Source organism: Aurantiacibacter sp. D1-12, from assembly GCF_028858515.1.
Lineage (GTDB): Bacteria > Pseudomonadota > Alphaproteobacteria > Sphingomonadales > Sphingomonadaceae > Alteraurantiacibacter.
In genome coordinates this window covers 413766-428748 of sequence record NZ_JAPJZJ010000002.1, presented here as the reverse complement: position 1 = coordinate 428748, position 14983 = coordinate 413766, and the positions used below count along the sequence as shown (strand labels likewise).

Here is a 14983-nt window from a genome sequence, read left to right as displayed (position 1 = left end):
TAAGACATTTCCTATGGCAGGCCATTCCAAATTCAAGAACATTATGCACCGCAAAGGTGCGCAGGACAAGAAGCGTTCCAATTTGTTTTCAAAGCTTTCGCGCGAAATCACCGTCGCGGCGAAGATGGGCGCGCCCGATCCTGACATGAACCCGCGCCTGCGCCTGGCTGTGAACACTGCCAAGGCGCAGTCAATGCCGAAGGACAATATCCAGCGCGCGATCGACAAGGCGAGTGCCGGGGATGACGAGAACTACGAGGAGGTTCGCTACGAAGGCTATGGTCCGGGCGGTGTCGCTCTGATCGTGGAAACACTGACCGACAACCGCAACCGCACCGCCACGGCCGTGCGCACCGCGTTCTCCAAGAACGGCGGCAATATGGGTACCGAAGGTAGCGTGCAGCACGGGTTTGAGCGCCGCGGTCTGATCGAATATCCGGCCAGCGCGGGTGATGAGGACACCGTCCTGATGGCGGCGATGGAAGCGGGTGCCGATGATATTGAAAGCAGCAAAGATGGCCACACCATCTGGACCGAAGCTGACGCGCTGCACCAGGTTTCGGGCGATATGGAAAAGGCGCTGGGCGAGGCCGAGAACGTCAAGCTCGCATGGAAACCCAACATCACTGTCGAGATGAACGAGAAGGACGCCGGCGTGCTCCTCAAGCTCGTCGATGCGCTCGACGATGATGACGACGTCCAGACAGTCTGGGGCAATTACGAGATTTCTGACGAGATCATGGAGAAGCTGGGCGATTAAAGCCCGGTAAGCATGCTTATCCTCGGCCTCGATCCCTCGCTCAGCTGCACCGGCTGGGGCCTGATCCGCGCCGAGGGCAGCCGCATTTCGCATGTGGCAAACGGGCAGGTGAAGACTGACCCCAAAGCGCCCATCACGGCGCGGCTGACGCAACTGCACACTGCCATTGCAGAGGTGATCGCGGCGCATGCTCCTGACCGTGCAGCGGCGGAAGAGGTGTTCGCCAACAAGAATGCGCAGTCGACCATCAAGCTGGCGCAGGCGCGTGGCGCAGTGCTGGCGGCGTGCGGCAGCTCAGGGCTCGAAGTTCGCGAACATGCGGCGCGGCTGGTGAAGAAGGCGGTGGTCGGCACCGGCGGGGCGGACAAGGCGCAGGTGCAGGCGATGCTCAAGGTGCTGTTGCCCGGTGCGAAGATTGCTGGAGCCGACGCTGCCGATGCGCTCGCGGTGGCGATTACCGACGCGAACATCGGTTAAGGGCTTTCCTACAGAAATGGTGCTCGGCCAGGTGGTTTGCATGTTCTGCCGATCTCCTGCCCCCACCCCCCTGTTACCTCAAAGTGTCAACTTCGTGTTGCATGATGAAGTCTGCGGATTTCTGCGGGAAACTGCGCGCACCCGGCATCATCACGATGTCAATTTCGTCAGCTTTGCGGCATGGTTGGGGAATCAGGAGAAAGCATGAGCATTCACGTCTACGGCATTCCCAATTGCGACACGATCAAGAAGGCGCGCAAGTGGCTTGAGGCGCAGGGGATTGATTACACCTTCCATGACTACAAGAAGGAAGGCGCGGATCCGGCCAGGCTGGAAGCATGGATCGCGGCGAAGGGCGTGGGCGTGGTGCTCAACAAGCGCGGCACAACCTATCGCAAGCTCTCCGATGCGGAGAAGGCGCAGGGCGAAGATGCGGCAGGTGCTGCTACCCTGCTCGAAGCGAATCCGAGCATGATCAAGCGGCCGATTGTCGAGCATTCCGGCGGAATTCTGGTGGGCTTCAAGGAAGAGGAATGGAAAGCGGCGCTTTGCTGAGGCAATTCCTCATTATTACAATGCTTTGCTGCGCAGCATTGGGTGCAGCATTTTCGCCCGCTATGGCGCAGCAGAATGAGGGGTCGGGCATGCTGATTATCGCCCATCGCGGAGCCAGCGGAGACCGGCCCGAGCATACGCTCGCTGCCTACGATCTCGCGATTGATCAGGGTGCTGATTATATCGAGCCGGACCTTGTTCCTACGCGCGATGGCGTGCTGGTTGCGCGGCACGAGAATGAAATTTCGGGTACCACCGATGTTGCCGATCGCATAGAATTTGCCGACCGACGCACGACCAAGGTGATCGACGGCGAAGAGCTCACCGGCTGGTTCACAGAGGACTTCACGCTCGCCGAGCTTCGCACTCTGCGCGCTCGCGAGCGGCTGCCTGATATTCGCCCGCAGAACACGCGCTTCGACGGGCTCTATCAGGTGCCGACACTAGCTGAAATCATCCAGCTTGTGAGGGCTCGGGAGGCAGAGACGGGCCGGGACATTGGCATCTACCCCGAAATCAAGCACCCAACCTATTTCATAGGCGAAGGGCACGATCTTGCCGCGATGCTGGTGGAGCAGTTGCATGCGGCAGGCTACGAAGGTGAAGGCGCGCCGGTATTCATCCAGAGCTTTGATGTGGAGCCTCTGCGGCGGCTGGACGCGATGACCGATATTCGACTGGTGCAGCTGATTTCCCCTGAAGGTGGTCCCGCGGACGATCCCGAGTCTAGCTACGCAGACATGGTGACGCCGGAGGGTTTGGCCGAGGTGGCCACCTATGCCGATGGCGTGGGTGTCGCGATCCCACTCGTCCTCAATGCGCAAGGGCAAAGCACGGGCTTGATCAGCGCGGCGCATCAGGCCGGGTTGCTCGTCCATGCATGGACCGCGCGGAAGGAAAACGCATTTCTCCCCGATCTTCTGCGGAGCTCCGAGGACGATGCTGCCTGGGGGAATATGCCCGTGCTGCTGGTATTGCTGGAGTTTGCCGGAGTTGACGGTGTATTCACCGATGACCCCGCTATTGCTGTTCCGCTCTACCAGCAGGAAGACCGGGAGAATTTGCTCCGGGCTTTCGCGGGAGCTGACCGGGATCGCGACGAGCCGCGTCGCTCGATGCCGATCATTCCCTGATCAGGCGTGCCGCGCCGTCAAGATATAGTTGAGCGATAGATCTTCGCTCACATGCAGACCACTGAGCGGCGAGAAAGCAATGCCTTTGACGCGCGTCACTTTCAGTCCCGCCGCGCTGAGCAGATCTTCGAGTTCTTCAGGAGTAACAAAGTCCTCCCAGTGATGCGTCCCTTTGGGCACCATGCCAATCGCTTCGGCTCCCTCTACAAGCAGCGCCTTGCTCATCAGCGTGCGGTTGGGAGTGGAAAGGGCCATCAGCCCGCCCTCCGCCAGATGCGCGGCGAGTTGCGAAAGGAACGCTGCTTTGTCGGCTACGTGTTCGATCACTTCCATGCAGGTGACGAGATCGAACGTGCCAAGCCCGAGCGAACCCAGCTCACCCGGAACGTAGCGGATATCGAGCCCCGCACCCTCGGCATGCAGGGCAGCAACTTGCGTGTTCTCCGGCGCGGCATCAACGCCCGTCACTTCCGCGCCCATGCGCGCCAAGGGTTCGCACAGCAGCCCGGCACCGCAGCCAACGTCGAGCGCGGTTTTGCCCGCGAGCGGCTTCACGCTTTCCACATCGCCTGCCCAGTGCATGTCTATGGCCTCGCGAATGAAGCCAAGCCGCACCGGGTTCAGCTTGTGCAGCATGGCGGAGGAGCCTTTGGGGTCCCACCATTCCTTTGCCAGCTTGCCGAAGTGCGCGGCTTCCTCCGGCCGGATGGTGGCCGAACTGGTTTCCAATGTGACAGTTGCATCGCTCATGCACTGCCCTTAACAGCGCCCGGGGCATTCAACCATACCGATGTGAGGCGGCCTTGGCACGCATAGTGATGAAATTCGGGGGGACATCGGTCGCAGGGACCGAGCGGATCCGCCGTGTCGCCAACATCGTGCGCGCGCAGGCTGCGGGCGGCAATCAGGTGGCCGTTGTGGTTTCGGCGATGGCGGGTGAGACTGATCGCCTCGTAAATTTCTGCCGCGAAGCAAACCCGCTTTTTGACCCCGCGGAATATGACGTGGTTGTTTCCAGCGGAGAGCAGGTGACTGCCGGACTGCTCGCGCTCACGCTGCAGAGCATGGGGTGCCGGGCGCGCAGCTGGCTCGGCTGGCAGGTGCCAGTGAAGACCTTTGCCAATCACGCTAACGCCCGCGTCGGTGATATCGAAGCCGCCGAAATGATCGCCGCAATGGAAGGCGGGCAGATCGCTATTATCCCGGGTTTCCAGGGCGTTTCCGATGACGGGCGCATTACCACAATGGGTCGCGGCGGATCGGACACCTCGGCTGTCGCCGTGGCTGCTGCGGTGGAAGCGGATCGCTGCGATATCTACACCGATGTGGACGGTGTCTACACCACCGATCCGCGCATCGTGGCCCGCGCCCGCAAGATCAAGCATATCGCCTTTGAAGAAATGCTCGAGCTCGCATCGGTGGGCGCCAAGGTGCTGCAGACGCGCTCTGTCAGCATGGCGATGAAATACAATGTCCGGCTGCAGGTGCTCTCGTCCTTCGTCGATGAAAGCTCGCCCAGCGCAGATACGCTGCCCGGCACAATGATCGTCTCCGAAGAGGAGATGGGTAAACTTCTGGAGGATGGCCAAGTGGAACGCCAAGTCGTAACCGGCATCGCGCATGACAAGAACGAGGCCCGCGTGGTGCTGACCCGCGTGCCCGACAAACCCGGCGCGGTGGCCGAAATTTTCGGGCCGCTGGGTGACGCCGGCATTAATGTCGACATGATCATTCAGAACGTTGGCCGCGACAAGGGTGAGACCGACGTGACCTTCACCGTACCGCTTTCCGACCTGGCGCGGACACAGGCGATGCTGGAAGACCGCAAGGAAAAGCTCGGCTTCAACCGCGTAATTACAGACAGCAAGGTCGCCAAGATCAGCGTTGTCGGGATGGGGATGAAGAGCCACGCGGGTGTGGCAGCTACGATGTTCCAAGCACTCGCTGATCGTGGCATCAACGTGCAGGCGATCTCGACTTCGGAAATCAAGGTCAGCGTGCTGATTGACGAGGACGAGACTGAACTGGCGGTGCGTGTGCTGCACACCGCCTACGGCCTCGATGCGCCGGACGAAGCTGCGTGAGCCACACCCACAAAATCCTCCTTCTCGGCTCGGGCGAACTGGGCCGTGAATTTGTGATCTCGGCCAAGCGACTGGGTGCCTATGTCGTCGCATGTGATGCCTATGACAATGCGCCAGCAATGCAGGTGGCTGATGCGAGCGAAGTGTTTTCGATGCTCGATGGTGAAGCCCTGCGCTCCGTTGTGGCGAAGCATCAGCCCGATCTGATCGTGCCCGAGATCGAGGCGATCCGCACCGAAGTGCTCGCCGATGTCGAGGTCGACGGGTTCAACGTCGTGCCTTCTGCCCGCGCTACGCAGCTCACCATGAACCGCGATGCGATCCGCGATCTTGCGGCGCAGGAACTCGGGCTCACCACTTCGCGCTATCGCTATGCCGAAAGCTTTGATGAAGTGAAGGCGGGGGCAGAAGTCACCGGCTTTCCATGTGTCATCAAGCCGGTCATGTCTTCCTCGGGCAAAGGCCAGAGCAAGGTCGATAGCGAAGCCGATCTGCAAAAGGCATGGAACTACGCGGTCGACAATATGCGCGGTGACCGCCAGCGTGTGATCGTCGAGCAGTTCATCGCCTTCGACTACGAAATTACCCTGCTGACCGTGCGCCATGCCGGAGGTTTCACCTTCTGCGAGCCTATCGGCCACCGGCAGGAACGCGGCGATTACCAGGAAAGCTGGCAGCCTGCGGCGATGAGCGATGCGGCGCTATCGAAAGCGCAGCAGATGGCCGAGAAGGTCGTGAGCGCGCTTGAGGGCGAGGGGCGCGGCTGGGGTCTCTACGGCGTCGAATTCTTCGTGAAGGGAGAGGAAGTGATCTTCTCCGAACTTAGTCCACGTCCGCACGACACCGGCATGGTTACGCTGATCTCGCAGGGCCTTTCCGAATTCGATCTGCATGCCCGCGCAGTGATGGGCCTGCCGGTCTTCGCGGACGAACCCGCGATTCCTGCGGCGTCGGCTGTAATCCTGGCGGATCGCGAAAGCGCAGACTTTGCTATCGAGGGTGTCTCCGATGCGCTCGGCCTTGGCCCGGATGTTGACGTGCGGATCTTCGGGAAGCCCACTACACGCCCCTATCGCCGGATGGGTGTCGCGCTTGCGGTGGGTGAGGATACCGACGAGGCGAGGGCGCTTGCCGCAGAGGCGGCTGGCAAAGTGCGGATAGACTATCGCGACTGACCGCTTTAAGCGGCTTCACCATGAACAACTATCCCAAGACCAGCGCGCTGATGGCGCGAGGCATCGAATTTCTCGGCAGCGAGCATGCGATCATGTGCGGCGCGATGAGCTGGGTTTCCGAACGCAACCTCGTTTCCGCGATCAGCAACGGCGGCGGCTTTGGTGTGATCGCCTGCGGTGCGATGACGCCCGAACTGCTCGATGCGGAAATCGCCGCGACCAAGGCGATGACGGACAAGCCCTTTGGCGTGAACCTCATCACCATGCATCCGCAGATTTTCGAGTTGATCGACATTTGCGGCAAGCACGGCGTCAGCCATGTTGTGCTGGCCGGTGGTATCCCGCCCAAGGGAAGTGTCGAGGCGATCAAGGGTCACGGTGCCAAGGTCATCGTTTTTGCGCCGACGCTGGCGCTGGCCAAGAAGCTGCTGCGTTCGGGCGCTGATGCATTGGTGATCGAGGGCAGCGAAGCTGGTGGCCACATCGGCCCTGTCTCCACCAGTGTTCTCGCGCAGGAATTCCTGCCCGCGTTAGCTGAGGAGTTCGTGGTGTTTGTTGCAGGCGGCATCGGCACAGGCGATATGATTGCCGCCTATCTGGAAATGGGCGCGAGCGGCGTTCAGCTCGGCACGCGTTTCGCTTGCGCTGCCGAGAGCATTGCCCATGCCGACTTCAAGAAGGCCTTTTTTCGGGCCAAGGCACGTGACGCCGAAATGAGCGTCCAGGTCGATCCGCGCCTGCCGGTGATCCCGGTGCGCGCACTCAAGAACAAGGGCACCGAGGAATTCACCGCCAAACAGCGCGAAGTCGCCAAGATGCTCGATGATGGCAAGGTCGACATGCTCGAAGCGCAGCTGGAGATCGAGCACTTCTGGGCTGGCGCACTGCGCCGCGCGGTCGTCGATGGCGACGTCGAAAGCGGTTCGATGATGGCGGGCCAGAGCGTCAGCCTCGTTACCGAGGAAGAGCCTGCCGCCGATATCATCGCAAAACTGATGGAACAGAGCGAAGTGGCGCTGAAGCGGCCATCGCGTGCCGGTTAGGCCAGCCTACCCGTATTTCTGCCAGAATTTCTCGTCATCCATCGTCAGGTAGATGATGCCCTCGATAACTCCGAGTATCGTTGGAATGCCGGTGACGGCGAACAGTGTATATAGAATGCCTTGGCCGATTCTGCCGAGGTAATACTTGTGGACGCCGATACCGCCCAGAAGAATTGCAAAGATTCCTGCCGCAATCTTGCTCTTGTTGCGAGTGTAGTGCGGTCCGGTGCGGCGCTCCGCCATCTGTTCCTGGCGCATGTTTGCGTCGAGGACTTCACCACAATGGCGGCATTTCTTGGCGCGCGCGGAGATATCCTCGTCACAGACCGGGCAGTTGATCCGTCCTTCACGCTTGGCGATGTTCGCCGGCCGGGTAAGCTCTGCATGAGGTTCGGCACGGGGCAGGCTGCCCCCGTCATACCCACCGCGATCAAGCTGGATAGGGCCCTTCTGGCTGAGTTTCCGAATTTCTTCCGCACGTTTGTCCATGCCTTAAAGATGCCGCTTTTGGGGCGAGAATCAAGGACTCCTTCGACAAGCGACGTCAGCACTAGACGAGCGTTCAATTTCCCCTTCGAAAACCGCGATTTGCGCGTAACCCCATCACTGCTATGTCCGAATAGAGCTTCGAAAAGGAGAGAAACTGCCATGTGTGATCGTGACCATCTTGAATCGATGAAGGCGCTATCGCGGCCAGTCAGCCGCCGCCAGTTCGGTGCATTTGGTGCAGCAGGCGCGATGGCAGCTTGCGCCCCCGTCGGTGGTGAGGACGGACAGGCCGGGATCACCCAGCGCAATGTGACTTTCGCTGCCGATGGCGGGACGATGGACGGGGTTTTCATGCACCGTGCGGGCACCACCAACCCGGCAGTCATTCTCTGGCCCGACATCGCGGGGCTGCGTCCGGCGAAGATCGCAATGGGTAGGCGGCTGGCTGAAGACGGCTTTTCGGTCCTCGTGGCGAACCCCTATTACCGCTCGGTTGCCGGGCAGCAGTTCGAAGACTTCAGCGACTGGCGCAGCAACGATGGCTGGAACCGCGTGATGCCGTGGCGCGAAGTGAATACGCCCGATGCGGTCATGGCGACAGCGCGCAGCGTGGTGGAATGGCTTGATGAACAGGATGCCGTCGATAGCTCTCGCGGCATCGGCAATCAGGGCTATTGCATGACCGGCAGCTGGACGATCCTTGCCGCCAGCGCTGTGCGTGGCCGGATCAAGGCGGCAGCCAGCTTCCATTCGGGCGGGCTAACGCGCGGCGATGCCATGGCTCCGGTCAATCTGCTGGCTGGTCTGCCGGAAAGCACAGGCGTGCACATCGGTGTGGCGCGCGATGACAATGCCCGCAGTGAAGGCATGAAAGACGCATTGGATACAGCCGCCGCTTCGGCAACGGCTGACGTTGTTGTCGACTTGTATGATGGTGATCACGGCTGGACCGTGCTGGATAGCCCCGCCTATGCCGAAGCAGAGGCCGAGAGAGCCTGGTCGAATCTGCTGGCACTCTATCGCGCAAAGCTCTGATTCGTCCGCCCTGCTGACAAAGCGAGCGATCCGGAAGACAGACTGAAACGGCGCTTCTTGGCGTTTTCCGGTTCGGGGCAACGGTTCGTCGCCAGCAGCCAACATCTTCTGCAGACTATCGGGTTTGCGGCGCGGTTCGGCCAGCGCGCGATTGTGCCTGGCGCGCCGACAGAGCAGCTTTCCTTTGGGGGCGTGACGAACCCTTAAAGGAAATGACCATGAAATCTCTTCTTACCCTGTCCGGCGCGGCACTGTTGTTTGCAGGCGGAGCGGCACAAGCGCAGGATGTGCCGCCAAGCCCGCCGACGCAGGTGCCGGAGCCGATGGAGACGACACCCATCCCGCCATCGGACCCGGCGCTGGATCCCGATACCATGCCATCGTTCACGGACGGACAGATCGCTGCATTCGCCGCGGCAGCGGTGCAGATGCGTGAGCTGCGAGCCGACGAAACGCTTGATGATGCAGCGCGTGAAGCGCGCGCCCAGGCGATTGTGACAGAGGCGGGGCTGGATGAAGCAACCTATCGCGCCATCGGCCGCGCGGCGCAGGCTGACCCCGCCATTGCAATGCGTGTGCAGCAAGCCGTGAACGCCATGTCTGAAGAACCCGGCGAATAGACCGGGCAAGACCAGGGCGAGCTATCCTCTTCCCCCTTGCTTGCCTGTCAGGCCCCGACCCGGCCTGTTACAACTCCAGCCTTTGGCCCTGCCGGCATTGATCCGGCAGGGTCTTCTTTTGGCAAGCTGCTGCTGCCTGAAAAGATTCCGCGGCCTTACCCTTGGTCGAGCGTATGAAGCGTCTATACAGGAAGGAATCAGTAAGCTGACGGATGATCAGCAAGTGATGGAGAGAGATATGGCCGAGCAGCGGCTCGAGAAAGCGCATTGTGACTGGTATGCTGGCGAGGAAATCCTCGACACCACTATCGGAGGGCTGCTGCGCGATCAGGCGGCGAACAATGGCGATGCCGAGGCGCTGGTTGAAGGTCTCATGGATGGCACCACCGGGCGCCGGTGGACCTACGCTCAGCTACTCGAAGGGGCGGAACGGATGGCAAGGGGCTTGGCTGTGCGATTCCAGCCGGGTGAACGTATTGCCGTGTGGGGGCCGAACATCCCCGAATGGGTGCTGGTCGAATATGCCTGCGCACTCGCTGGTCTTACGCTCGTCACCGTCAATCCTGCCTACCAGAAGCGCGAGCTTGACTACGTCCTGCGCCAGTCCGGCGCGGTGGCGCTGTTCCTGATCAAGGAAGTGCGCGGTAACCCGATGGCGGAAATCGGCAAGGCCGTGTGCGCGGAAATCCCCGCAGTGCGCGAAGTTGTCGATATGCACGATGATGCGGCCATGTTCACTGACCCAAGTGGCACGCTGCCCGATGTCGATACCAACGATCCGGCGCAGATCCAGTATACTTCGGGCACGACAGGCTTCCCGAAAGGCGTTGTCCTTTCCCATCGCAACATCACCAACAATGCGCGCATTTTTGCCAAGACCGGCAATCTGGATGATCGCCAGTCCACCATCGGCCTCACCCCGCTGTTCCACACCATGGGTTGCTCGATGGGTGTGCTCGGATCGCTCCAGACCGCGTCAAAATATGTGCCGCTGCCCTTCTTCGAGCCCAATGCCGCGCTGGACATTATCGCGAACGAGAAAGTTACCTGGACGCTCGCTGTGCCGACAATGGCGGTGGCGATGATCGCCATGCAAAAGGCCAATGAGCGTGACCTGTCATCGATGAAGCTGATCGGCATGGGCGGCGCGATGGTCGCCCCCGAACTTGCACGCGCGGCAGAGGCGGTGCTCGGCGCCAAGGCGCTGGTTGCTTACGGCCAGACCGAAAGCTCGCCGGTTATCACAAGCGCGCGGCCCGAAGACGATGTGGTTGACATTACCACCAGCATCGGCCGCCCGGCACTCGGCTGTGAAGTCGGCATTTTCGATCCGGCAACGGACGAGATCGTCGATTGCGGCGTGGTCGGAGAAATCCGCTCGCGCAGTTATGCGACCATGCTCGGCTATCACGAGAACCCCGAAGCGACTGCCGAAACGATCGACAAGGACAACTGGCTGCGAACTGGCGACCTCGGCACGATGGATGATCGCGGGTTCGTCCGCATCACAGGCCGGGTGAAGGAAATGATCATCCGCGGTGGTGAAAACCTCTTCCCTGCCGAGATCGAAAACGTTCTCGCCGAGCATGAAGGCGTGGCCGAATGTGCCGTCTTCGGCGTCCCGGACGATGTGCTGGGTGAGGCGGTTGCCGCCTGCGTGCGGATGGAAGACGGACACAGTTTCGACGCCGAAGAGCTGCGCAACTTCTGCCGTTCGCAGATCGCTCCGCAAAAATGCCCCGCCTATTGGGAAGAGGTCAAAGAGTGGCCGCTCACCGGATCGGGCAAGATTCAGAAGTTCAAGCTGCGCGATCAGTGGATCGCCAAGCATGTGAACGAGAAGGCCGAGGGAATTCTCGGCGGCTGATCTCTATCGCATCGACCTTACAGAATTGATTGGCCGGTGGTTTCCCAGTCCTTCAGGAAGCCTTCGATCCCCTTGTCGGTCAGCACGTGCTTGAACAGCGCCATGATCACCTTGGGTGGCGCAGTCATCACATCTGCTCCGATGCGTGCGCTTTCCAGAACATGGACCACGTGGCGCACGCTGGCGACGAGGATTTCGGTGTGGAAGTCGTAGTTGTCGTAGACGAGGCGGATGTCGCGGATCAGATCCATCCCGTCCGTCCCGTTGTCGTCATGCCGGCCCACAAAGGGTGACACGAAAGTCGCCCCCGCCTTGGCCGCCAGCAGCGCCTGGTTGGCGGAGAAGCACAGCGTAACGTTGACCATCGTGCCATCGTCAGTCAGCGCCTTGCAGGTCTTTAGCCCGTCGACCGTCAGCGGCACCTTGATGCAGACATTGTCCGCAATCTTGCGCAGGACTTCGGCCTCTTTCATCATCGTTTCGTGATCGAGCGCGACGACTTCGGCGCTCACCGGACCATCGGTGATGCCGCAGATCTCCCGCGTTACTTCCATGAAATCACGGCCTGACTTGGCGATCAGCGACGGGTTGGTCGTCACCCCGTCGAGCAGGCCGGTTGCCGCCAGCTCACGGATGTCATCGAGTTCGGCGGTGTCGGCGAAAAATTTCATGGCTGCGTAGTCCCCAAAGTCAGGTGCGAATCACTGCAAGCGGTATAGGCGCGCTGATGCAGCCCGCGCCACTCGTGCGCTGGGGATTTCCTCTACTGAAATGAAGGCTGCGCGTTCAGTTCGCCGCGCGCTTCTCGCCAAAGCGACCCTTCTCGCGATAGCGCACCATCCAGCGGCCAAGGAATAGAGAAAGCGGCTTCGGCTCGACCCCCAGCTTGCTGATCTGCGCCGCGCCTTTCGTCGCCACGCTTCCCTCTTCCAGCATCGCGTACTGGTCCGAATTGATCGGGGTGAGCGGCAGAGCGGCTATCACCTTGGCGATCGGGCCCGGCATAGGCATGAACATGCGATCGCGACCTTGGGCATCCGCAATCATCTCGTTGATCTGCATCATGGTGAGTGCATCGGGGCCCGTGGCTTCAAATGTCTTGCCGCCATGCTTGCCGGGGTTCTCCAGCGCATTGACGCAGGCCGTTGCCAGATCGTCGACCCAAACCGGTTGCAACTTTGACTCAGGACCAAACACCGGGACCACCGGCATCATCGCCACCAGATCGGCGAACAAGGGGACAAATCCGTCCTGCTCGCCAAAAACGCCAGAGGGGCGCATGATCGTCGCTTTGGGGAAGGTGCCGAGCACAAGCTGCTCGCCTTCGCCCTTGGTGCGGAAATAGCCGGTGTCCTTTTCTGCATCGGCGCCGATGGCAGACATGTAGAGAAACGCGTTTGCTCCGGTCGCATTGGCGGCCTCTGCCGCCTTGCCGGCTCCAATGACCTGCAACTGTCGCTGATCGGATCCAAAGGTGCCCACCAGGTAGGCAACGGCATCCGAACCCTGCACGCAGGCTTCCACGCTGCGGGCATCCTTTACATTGCAACGGGCAAACTGGATCTGCCCGAGATTGGCAAGCGGCTTCAGCTTGAAGGCCTTTTCCGGCTCGCGCGCTGCGATCCGCACACGCGCCCCGCGTTCGAGCAGGTGCTGTGCAATAAGCGATCCGATAAATCCGCTTCCGCCGATCAGTGTGACGAGTTTTCCTGCGAGCGGTGATGCGCTGGCCATGGTGGCAATCCTTACAGCAGTTGGGTCTTCGTGCTTGGCCCTATGCACAGCATGGCGGCAGGGGGCAATGCTTCAGAAACGGATTGCTTGCGGCTGTAGTTCCGGCGGGAGCGGAAAAGCGCACTTTGCTTGCAAAACCCGCGTTGACTCGGCCCCACACCTGTCTTAGAGGCGCGCTCCTACCACATGGCCCAGCCAAGACTGCGGCCGCGAAGTGAGTGCCCAGATGGCGGAATTGGTAGACGCGCCGTCTTCAGGTGGCGGTGGGGGCAACCCCGTGGAGGTTCGAGTCCTCTTCTGGGCACCATTCAAGACAATTCAGGCGTAGCTTACCACCAGGTAGCAAACTGCATCCTTGCGACCTGCATTGGCGATGCGGTGCTTGCGGTCGGCGGGATAGTGGGCGGTGTCTCCTGCCTTCAGGATAGTCGGGCCTTCCGCGCCTACGGTTAACTGCACCTCGCCGCTGGTCACGGTCAAAACTTCGCGGGTGCCGGAAAAGTGGGCGTCGCTGTCCAGCTCTCCTCCGGGCGCGAAGGTGAGCTCGTAGAACTCGATGTTCTTTTCCATATGTAGCGGCGTGAGCGTGCGCAGACGGCAGCCGTTCTTCTCGCTGAAGATCGCGCCCTCGTCAGCCGCATCGACAATCTCGATCAGCGAAGGGCGGATATCTTCCTCGATCAGATGGATGATGGAGAGGCCGAAGGCATCGGCAATCCGCGCAGCCACGGCGAGCGTGGGGTTCGCCTTGCCGCGTTCGATCTGCGAGAGCATGGAACGGGAAACTCCGGAGCGTTCCGCGAGTTGATCGAGCGTGATCTTGTGCGTGCGCCGCATCGTGGCAACGCGGTTGCCGAATTCGCGGCTGATGGCATTTTCCGACATAGTGGATGTGCTCTTGTATATTGTGCGCTTGAAATTGGACTTGGCGACAGTATAACGCCGCCATTCTTATATATTGAAGGAATAGTTCCATGAAGGCACTGGTCAAGGCGAAAGCGGAAAAGGGGCTCTGGCTCCAGGATGTTCCGGAACCCGAAACCGGCGTGAACGATGTGAAGGTGAAAATCCTGCGCACCGCGATCTGCGGCACCGACATGCATATCTGGAACTGGGACGAATGGGCGCAGCGCACCATCCCTGTGCCGATGACCGTGGGGCACGAGTTCGTCGGCAAGATCGTCGAGATCGGCAGCAATGTTTCCGGCTTCGAGCTGGGCCAGATCGTGTCTGGCGAAGGCCACGTTGTGTGCGGCCGCTGCCGCAACTGCATGGCCGGGCGCCGCCATATGTGCGCCTACACCCAAGGTATCGGCGTGAACCGAGAGGGTGCTTTCGCCGAATATCTTGTCCTGCCCGCGGCGAACCTGTGGGTGCATGACGATGATATCGACCTCGACATTGCCAGCATCTTTGATCCCTATGGCAATGCCGTGCACACCGCGCTTCAGTTCGATGTGCTGGGCGAGGATGTGCTGGTCGTGGGCGCCGGCCCCATTGGCATCATGGCCGCAGCGGTCTGCCGCCATGCGGGTGCGCGCCACGTGGTGGTGAGTGACCTCAATGATGAACGGCTGGCGCTTGCCAAAAAGATGGGCGCGAGCGCCACGGTCAATCCGACAAAGGGCTCAATCGAGGACGTGCAGACGGAGCTCGGCATGAGCGAGGGCTTCGATGTCGGGCTCGAAATGTCGGGATCGCAGCCCGGGCTCGACTCGCTGATTGCCAATATGGCGCACGGCGGCAAGGTCGCGATTCTGGGCTTGCCCGCCAATCCGCCAACGGTGGACATGGACAAGATCATCTTCTCGATGCTGACGATCAAGGGCGTCTACGGTCGCGAGATTTTCGAAACCTGGTACAAGATGTCGGTCTTCATCCAGTCGGGTCTGGACTTGTCTCCCATCATCACCCATCGCCTGCCGGTCGACCGCTTCGAGGAAGGCTTCGCCGCCATGTCCTCGGGCGAAGCGGTCAAGGTCGTGCTGAACTGGGAAGACTGAGGAACACA

At 60.8% G+C, this 14983-nt stretch carries 16 protein-coding genes and 1 tRNA gene; 12 read left to right on the top strand and 5 right to left on the bottom strand.

All coding sequences use genetic code 11. The features are described from left to right. Positions 1–13 precede the first annotated feature (13 nt). From OOZ52_RS06160 to OOZ52_RS06145, 4 genes are all read left to right on the top strand, one after another. Complete coding sequence (locus tag OOZ52_RS06160; protein ID WP_274697624.1) at positions 14–760, top strand: YebC/PmpR family DNA-binding transcriptional regulator; 747 nt, start codon at positions 14–16, stop codon at positions 758–760. Between the two features lie 12 nt (positions 761–772). Further along, the gene (gene ruvC / locus OOZ52_RS06155) at positions 773–1237 is read left to right on the top strand and encodes a crossover junction endodeoxyribonuclease RuvC (RefSeq protein WP_274697623.1); all 465 of its coding nucleotides are present in this window, start codon (positions 773–775) and stop codon (positions 1235–1237) included. Positions 1238–1441: 204 nt separating this feature from the next. Next, complete coding sequence (locus OOZ52_RS06150) at positions 1442–1792, top strand: ArsC family reductase (RefSeq protein WP_274697622.1); 351 nt, start codon at positions 1442–1444, stop codon at positions 1790–1792. A 62-nt stretch (positions 1793–1854) separates the two neighbouring features. Beyond that, complete coding sequence (locus tag OOZ52_RS06145; RefSeq protein WP_274697621.1) at positions 1855–2925, top strand: glycerophosphodiester phosphodiesterase; 1071 nt, start codon at positions 1855–1857, stop codon at positions 2923–2925. Here the strand turns inward: OOZ52_RS06145 and ubiG are convergent, their stop codons facing one another. After that, positions 2926–3675 carry a bifunctional 2-polyprenyl-6-hydroxyphenol methylase/3-demethylubiquinol 3-O-methyltransferase UbiG gene (ubiG, locus tag OOZ52_RS06140; RefSeq protein WP_274697620.1) on the bottom strand — a complete coding sequence of 250 codons (750 nt, stop codon included), beginning with the start codon at positions 3673–3675 and terminating at the stop codon, positions 2926–2928. It lies immediately after the preceding gene. Positions 3676–3728: 53 nt separating this feature from the next. On the opposite strand from ubiG, the gene OOZ52_RS06135 reads away from it, so the two are divergent. From OOZ52_RS06135 to OOZ52_RS06125, 3 genes are read left to right on the top strand one after another with little or no spacing between them, the layout of a single operon-like run. Further along, positions 3729–5009 (top strand): aspartate kinase, encoded by a 1281-nt coding sequence (locus OOZ52_RS06135; RefSeq protein WP_446698117.1) that lies wholly within the window; start codon positions 3729–3731, stop codon positions 5007–5009. Beyond that, positions 5006–6184 carry a formate-dependent phosphoribosylglycinamide formyltransferase gene (purT, locus tag OOZ52_RS06130; protein WP_274697619.1) on the top strand — a complete coding sequence of 393 codons (1179 nt, stop codon included), beginning with the start codon at positions 5006–5008 and terminating at the stop codon, positions 6182–6184. Before OOZ52_RS06135 ends, purT begins: the two co-directional genes overlap by 4 nt. Positions 6185–6204: 20 nt before the next feature. Further along, positions 6205–7227, top strand: a complete 1023-nt coding sequence (locus OOZ52_RS06125) for an NAD(P)H-dependent flavin oxidoreductase (protein WP_274697618.1) — start codon at positions 6205–6207, stop codon at positions 7225–7227. A 6-nt stretch (positions 7228–7233) separates the two neighbouring features. On the opposite strand, the gene OOZ52_RS06120 is transcribed toward OOZ52_RS06125, so the two are convergent. Continuing rightward, positions 7234–7716 (bottom strand): NINE protein, encoded by a 483-nt coding sequence (locus OOZ52_RS06120; protein WP_274697617.1) that lies wholly within the window; start codon positions 7714–7716, stop codon positions 7234–7236. A 159-nt stretch (positions 7717–7875) separates the two neighbouring features. Between OOZ52_RS06120 and OOZ52_RS06115 the strand changes: the two genes are divergently transcribed. The 3 genes from OOZ52_RS06115 to OOZ52_RS06105 all read left to right on the top strand — a co-directional run bounded on the left by OOZ52_RS06115 (position 7876) and on the right by OOZ52_RS06105 (position 11238). Beyond that, positions 7876–8751, top strand: coding sequence for a dienelactone hydrolase family protein (locus OOZ52_RS06115; protein WP_274697616.1), 876 nt, complete (start codon positions 7876–7878; stop codon positions 8749–8751). Positions 8752–8969: 218 nt separating this feature from the next. Beyond that, positions 8970–9371 (top strand): hypothetical protein, encoded by a 402-nt coding sequence (locus OOZ52_RS06110; protein ID WP_274697615.1) that lies wholly within the window; start codon positions 8970–8972, stop codon positions 9369–9371. Positions 9372–9609: 238 nt separating this feature from the next. Further along, a complete protein-coding gene (locus tag OOZ52_RS06105) occupies positions 9610–11238 on the top strand; it encodes an AMP-binding protein (protein ID WP_274697614.1) in 1629 nt (542 codons plus the stop codon). A gap of 17 nt (positions 11239–11255) precedes the next feature. Here the strand turns inward: OOZ52_RS06105 and fsa are convergent, their stop codons facing one another. Next, positions 11256–11909 (bottom strand): fructose-6-phosphate aldolase, encoded by a 654-nt coding sequence (gene fsa, locus OOZ52_RS06100; RefSeq protein WP_274697613.1) that lies wholly within the window; start codon positions 11907–11909, stop codon positions 11256–11258. A 115-nt stretch (positions 11910–12024) separates the two neighbouring features. Further along, a complete protein-coding gene (locus OOZ52_RS06095; RefSeq protein WP_274697612.1) occupies positions 12025–12972 on the bottom strand; it encodes a complex I NDUFA9 subunit family protein in 948 nt (315 codons plus the stop codon). Between the two features lie 220 nt (positions 12973–13192). Between OOZ52_RS06095 and OOZ52_RS06090 the strand changes: the two genes are divergently transcribed. Continuing rightward, a tRNA-Leu gene (locus OOZ52_RS06090) sits at positions 13193–13279 on the top strand. A gap of 11 nt (positions 13280–13290) precedes the next feature. Here the strand turns inward: OOZ52_RS06090 and OOZ52_RS06085 are convergent. Continuing rightward, the gene (locus tag OOZ52_RS06085) at positions 13291–13857 is read right to left on the bottom strand and encodes a helix-turn-helix domain-containing protein (RefSeq protein ID WP_274697611.1); all 567 of its coding nucleotides are present in this window, start codon (positions 13855–13857) and stop codon (positions 13291–13293) included. An 89-nt stretch (positions 13858–13946) separates the two neighbouring features. Here OOZ52_RS06085 and tdh point away from each other — a divergent pair, with 89 nt between their 5' ends. After that, positions 13947–14975, top strand: coding sequence for an L-threonine 3-dehydrogenase (gene tdh, locus OOZ52_RS06080; RefSeq protein WP_274697610.1), 1029 nt, complete (start codon positions 13947–13949; stop codon positions 14973–14975). Positions 14976–14983: the final 8 nt, after the last annotated feature.

Coding starts and splice junctions, on each gene's coding strand:
- OOZ52_RS06085 (WP_274697611.1), bottom strand. CDS start 13,857: ATGTCGGAAAATGCCATCAGCCGCGAATTCGGCAACCGCGTTGCCACG.
- OOZ52_RS06145 (WP_274697621.1), top strand. CDS start 1,855: ATGGCGCAGCAGAATGAGGGGTCGGGCATGCTGATTATCGCCCATCGC.
- OOZ52_RS06120 (WP_274697617.1), bottom strand. CDS start 7,716: ATGGACAAACGTGCGGAAGAAATTCGGAAACTCAGCCAGAAGGGCCCT.
- ruvC (WP_274697623.1), top strand. CDS start 773: ATGCTTATCCTCGGCCTCGATCCCTCGCTCAGCTGCACCGGCTGGGGC.
- tdh (WP_274697610.1), top strand. CDS start 13,947: ATGAAGGCACTGGTCAAGGCGAAAGCGGAAAAGGGGCTCTGGCTCCAG.
- OOZ52_RS06115 (WP_274697616.1), top strand. CDS start 7,876: ATGTGTGATCGTGACCATCTTGAATCGATGAAGGCGCTATCGCGGCCA.
- OOZ52_RS06095 (WP_274697612.1), bottom strand. CDS start 12,972: ATGGCCAGCGCATCACCGCTCGCAGGAAAACTCGTCACACTGATCGGC.
- OOZ52_RS06125 (WP_274697618.1), top strand. CDS start 6,205: ATGAACAACTATCCCAAGACCAGCGCGCTGATGGCGCGAGGCATCGAA.
- fsa (WP_274697613.1), bottom strand. CDS start 11,909: ATGAAATTTTTCGCCGACACCGCCGAACTCGATGACATCCGTGAGCTG.
- OOZ52_RS06105 (WP_274697614.1), top strand. CDS start 9,610: ATGGCCGAGCAGCGGCTCGAGAAAGCGCATTGTGACTGGTATGCTGGC.
- ubiG (WP_274697620.1), bottom strand. CDS start 3,675: ATGAGCGATGCAACTGTCACATTGGAAACCAGTTCGGCCACCATCCGG.
- OOZ52_RS06110 (WP_274697615.1), top strand. CDS start 8,970: ATGAAATCTCTTCTTACCCTGTCCGGCGCGGCACTGTTGTTTGCAGGC.
- OOZ52_RS06150 (WP_274697622.1), top strand. CDS start 1,442: ATGAGCATTCACGTCTACGGCATTCCCAATTGCGACACGATCAAGAAG.
- OOZ52_RS06160 (WP_274697624.1), top strand. CDS start 14: ATGGCAGGCCATTCCAAATTCAAGAACATTATGCACCGCAAAGGTGCG.